The organism is Micromonospora sp. M51 (genome assembly GCF_018070305.1).
In the GTDB taxonomy this organism is placed as follows: Bacteria; Actinomycetota; Actinomycetes; order Mycobacteriales; family Micromonosporaceae; genus Micromonospora; species Micromonospora parva.
In genome coordinates this window covers 1-4296 of sequence record NZ_JAGPXZ010000548.1, presented here as the reverse complement: position 1 = coordinate 4296, position 4296 = coordinate 1, and the positions used below count along the sequence as shown (strand labels likewise).

3 protein-coding genes are annotated in these 4296 nt (G+C 72.6%); 2 read left to right on the top strand and 1 reads right to left on the bottom strand.

Annotation, left to right across the window (positions count from 1 at the left end; all coding sequences use genetic code 11):
* The coding region (locus tag KBX53_RS24210; protein WP_210861816.1) for an alpha/beta hydrolase at window positions 1-648 on the bottom strand (648 nt) is incomplete at its 3' end.
* Between the two features lie 373 nt (window positions 649-1021).
* Between KBX53_RS24210 and KBX53_RS24205 the strand changes: the two genes are divergently transcribed.
* Together KBX53_RS24205 and KBX53_RS24200 are read left to right on the top strand one after the other, a co-directional pair.
* Window positions 1022-2197: a hypothetical protein gene (locus KBX53_RS24205; protein ID WP_210861815.1), complete on the top strand. Its 1176-nt coding sequence runs from the start codon at window positions 1022-1024 to the stop codon at window positions 2195-2197.
* Window positions 2187-4296, top strand: a 2110-nt coding sequence (locus KBX53_RS24200; protein WP_210861814.1) for a nitrate- and nitrite sensing domain-containing protein, incomplete at its 3' end; no start/stop codon positions are given. The genes KBX53_RS24205 and KBX53_RS24200, both read left to right, overlap by 11 nt.

The following is a 4296-nucleotide window of genomic DNA, read 5'->3' as shown; positions in this document are numbered from 1 at the left end:
CTGCTTGAACACGCCCTCGGTCGGCGCCCCGCCGGTGCTCTCCGGCAGGAACGCCCGGGACAGGTCGTTCCAGGTGATCATGGGGACGATCGCGTCGACCCGCCGGTCCTGGGCGGCCAGCAGCAACGCCAAACCGCCGCCGTACGAGCCGCCGACCACACCGACCTTCGGGTCGCCGGCGGCGTCGGTGCGCACCTCCGGCCGAGCGGCCAGCCAGTCCAGCAGTCGCTCGGCGTCGCGGACCTCGTAGTCGGGGCTGTCCAGGTGGATCTCGCCGCCGCTCCTACCGAACCCGCGCGCGGTCCAGGTGAGCACCGCGTAGCCGCGGCCGGCGAACTCCTCCGCGTCGGAGCGCACCGACTCCTTGGTGCCGCCGAACCCGTGCGCCAACAGCACCGCCGGCACCTTCCGGGCGGATGAGGCGTCGGCCGGCAGGTAGAGAGTGGTGTCCAGGTCCACCGGCTCGTCGCCGGACGGTCCGGAGCGGACGATGAGCATCGCGCTCTCGGCGCGTACGCCCGACCCTTGTGGCCACACCGCCCAGGTCACGGCGGCGGCCAACAGTACGACGACCACCGCGGCGGCGGTCGCGCGGCGACGGGTGGGCAGGGCACGCCGGAACCACGCGGCCGGCGACGGCGATGTCATGCGGCACACGGTACGGCGCGGAGGCTGAGCGTTGGCTGAGATCCGCCGTACGTCTGTCCGGTTGCCCCGATCGGTGCCGGGTGGGGGTGCGAGCGCGCAACGTCCGACGCGGCACAGCGAGTTGAGTTCGGATTTCGTGAATTCCGATCTTCCGCGGATATCCACCTCGATCCCTCCATGTCACACACACAGCTGACACAGAGCGTGCTGGCAACGCGGACAAATGGTGACATGACTCGAACTGACGCGAACCTGACTCGTTCAGTCGGGTCTGACCAGTCGGGGGTTCGATTAGTTTTCCGGTCCGGTGGACGGGACTTGTCGGGCTAGCCCGACGCCGCCCCGATTCGCGCCCACGCCGGAGGAGACACACATGACAGTCCCCGCGCCGCGGGCCCGTCGACGGCCGTCCATGCTGGGCCGACTGTTGCCCCTGCTGCTCATCGGAGCACTGTTGGCACCGTTGGGCCTGCTCGCCACCTCGAACTGGGGGCGGATCACCGACGATCGGGACTTCGCCGCCCGGGAACGGCTCGGCGTGCAGTACCTCAGCGCGCTGGCGGCGGTCACCGACGCCCTCGTGGAGGCCCAGTCCAACGCGGTCAACGGCCGCCCCGCGGCACGCGAGGCGTTGGACAACGCGGTCGAGGAGGCCGCCGCGGTGGACGCCCGGATCGGCGGGGAACTGCTCAGCCAGGAACGCTGGGCCGGCGTACGGGCCAAGTTGGAGGCACTGCGCGGCCGCAGCGCCACCGACCCGGAGGCCGCCTACACCGCCTACGGCGAGGTCGCCGACCTGCTGCTGGCCCTGCACCGGAAGGTCCGGGAAAGCTCCGGGCTGGTCCGCGACCCCGAGGCGGACTCGTTCTTCCTCCAGGACAGCGCCGGCGAGGAGCTGCCCGAGGCGGTGGTCGCCGCCGGTCGGCTCGCCGACCTCGGTGTGCTGGTCTCCCGCCGGCCGGCCGCCCAGCAGCCGCGCGGCCTGATGGAGCTCAGCGGCGTCCGGGTGTCCGCCCTGACACCCGCCACCGACCTCGTCGACAACCTGCGCTCGGCCGTGGACGGCTCGGAGAGCACCGACCTCGGCGCCAACGTGCTCACCCCGTTGGACACCTACCAGCGGTCGGTGGAGGCGCTTGCCGGGTACTCCCTGCCGGACAAGGACAGCGGCGTGGTCAGCCCGGGTCAGTTGAGTGCCGCCGCGCTCAACTCGCACCGCTCGGCCCGCCAACTTCAGCCGGTCATCCTCACCGAGCTGGACGCCCTGCTGGTCGAGCGCATCGACCGGCTCAACCGGGACCGCTGGCTGACCGCCGGGGCGGCGGTCGTCGCCGCGCTGTTGCTGGGCTGGCTCGCCGCGTTGCAGGTCGCCGCCGGCCGCCGGGCCCGGCGTCGGGCCGCCCTGGCCGCGACCCACGCCGAAGGCGCCGACACCCCGCCGCACCGCGACCCCTGGCAACCGCTTGCCGACGAGTCGCGGGCGCTGCAACCGGTCGGCGCGGCCCGTGATCCGGAGAGCACACAGTGGGGGGCGTTCGATGCTCAGTAGGCTCCGGATCCGCGGCAAGCTCGCACTGCTCGTGGTGATTCCGCTGCTCAGCATGGTCGGCCTGGCCGTGCCGGTGATGCTCGACCGGGTCGCCGCGGCACAGCGGGCCGGCGACACCGCCGAACGGGTCCGGCTCGCCAGCCGGGTCGGCAGCCTGGTCCAGGATCTCCAGCAGGAACGCATCCTCTCCGTCGGCCTCCTGCTCGGCCGGGTCGAACGCAGCGAGCTGATCCGTAAGTCCGCCGACGTGGACGACCGGGTGGCCGACCTCCGGGCGGCGCGGAGCGACGCGCTGACCGACGAGGTCGACAGCGCCCTCGACCGGGTGTCCAGCCTCATCGACCTGCGGACCGCCGTCCTGGCCAGGGCCGCCAACCCCGGTCAGGTGATGGACACGTTCGGCCCGGTCAACAAGGGCATCATCGAGTCACTGCGGCTGGTGTTCGGGGTGGACACCGACACGTTGCCGGGCCGGCAGGTGCTCGCCCTCGACGGGCTGCTGCGCGCCGACGAGGGGCTGGGTGCCTGCGCCACCCTGAGCCTGCTGGTCAAGGCGATCGGCACCCCGGACACCACCGCCGGGTACGTGGCGTGCATCGCCGCGCTCCAGGTCGACAACTCGCGTTTCCGCAGCCTGATCACGCCCGAGCAGCTCACGGTGTCCCAGCTCAACGACGCCGCGGTGGCCGCGCGTACCAGCCCCGACTTCCTGGTCAGAAGTGCCCGGGATCCGGCCGCCGCGGTTCGCGACGTGCCGATGGAGGCGCTCTTCCCGGCCGTCCGCACGATGATCCGGCTCGGTCAGTTCGTCGAGAAGAAGCTGGTCGCTGACGTGCTCGCCGAGGTGACCGCCGATCAGCGGCGGGCGCTGACCGCCGCCTACCTGGTCGGTGCCCTGGCGGCGTTGATCCTCACGCTGGTGGTGCTGCTCAGCGTGGCGGTGGCGCGGACGGTGGCCCGACCGCTGACCCGACTCACCCGCTCGGCCGACCGGGTCGCCCGGGTCGCCGAGGAGGAGCTGGTCCGGGTCACCGACGACGAGACGGAGAAACATCAGTCGGTCCGGCTGGAGCCGGTGGACATCCGCGCCAACGACGAGATCGGCGACCTGGCGCGGGCCTTCGACCGGGTGCAGAACACCGCGGCGCAGCTGGTCGAGCGGCAGGTCGCCGGCCGACGCAACGTGGCGCAGATGTTCGGCCACGTGGGGAGGCGTACCCAGAACCTGGTGGGTCGGCAGATCGCGCTGATCGACCGGTTGGAGCAGCAGGAGGCCGACCCCGGCCGCCTGGAGCACCTGTACCGACTCGACCACATCTCCAGCCGGTTGCGGCGCAACGCCGGCAGCCTCGTGGTGCTCTCCGGCTCGGCCGGGGCCGACGCGCACACCGCGCCGGTGCCGCTGGCCGACGTGGTCCGGTTGGCGCTCGGCGAGATCGAGGACTACACCCGGGTGGATGTGCAGGTGCCGGCGGGCGTCTCGGCCGCGCCGGCAGTGGTCGGTGACCTCGTCCTGGCGCTGGCCGAGCTGATGGAGAACGCCACCGTCTTCTCCCCGCCGCACACCCGGGTGCTGGTCAGCGCCGAGACGTCCGGCCTCGGTGCGCGGCTCACAGTGGTGGACCACGGCATCGGCATGAGCGAGCAACGGCTGGCTGAGGAGAACGCCCGGTTCACCCGCCGGGAGCGGCTCGACCTGGCCCCGACCGAGGTGCTCGGCCTCTTCGTGGTGGGCCGGTTGGCCCGTCGGCACGGCTGGCAGGTCGCCCTGGCCGCCACGGGCGGCGGTGGGGTGACAGCACAGCTGGAGATCCCGTCGGCGTCGCTGGTGCTGCGTCGCGCCGACCGCGCCGGGGCCGCCGTGGCCCGCGCCGCGGTGCCGAATCGGGATCGGCGTACCACTGTGACCCGCGATCCCGAGAAGCCCCGCACGGCGGCCGTCGCCGTACCGGCCCGTTTCGACTCGGACCTGCTCAGTCGGGCCACCCGCAGCCTGGACGCCGGCCCGTCCTGGAACGCGTTCGGTCGGGGCCAGCCGGAGGAGACCGTTGCCGAACCCCAGAGCCCGGAGCAGGCGGACAAGCCGGCCACGCCACGGG

Excerpts from the sequence above, each read along its gene's own strand:
- KBX53_RS24205 (WP_210861815.1), top strand. The coding sequence starts at position 1,022 with ATGACAGTCCCCGCGCCGCGGGCCCGTCGACGGCCGTCCATGCTGGGC.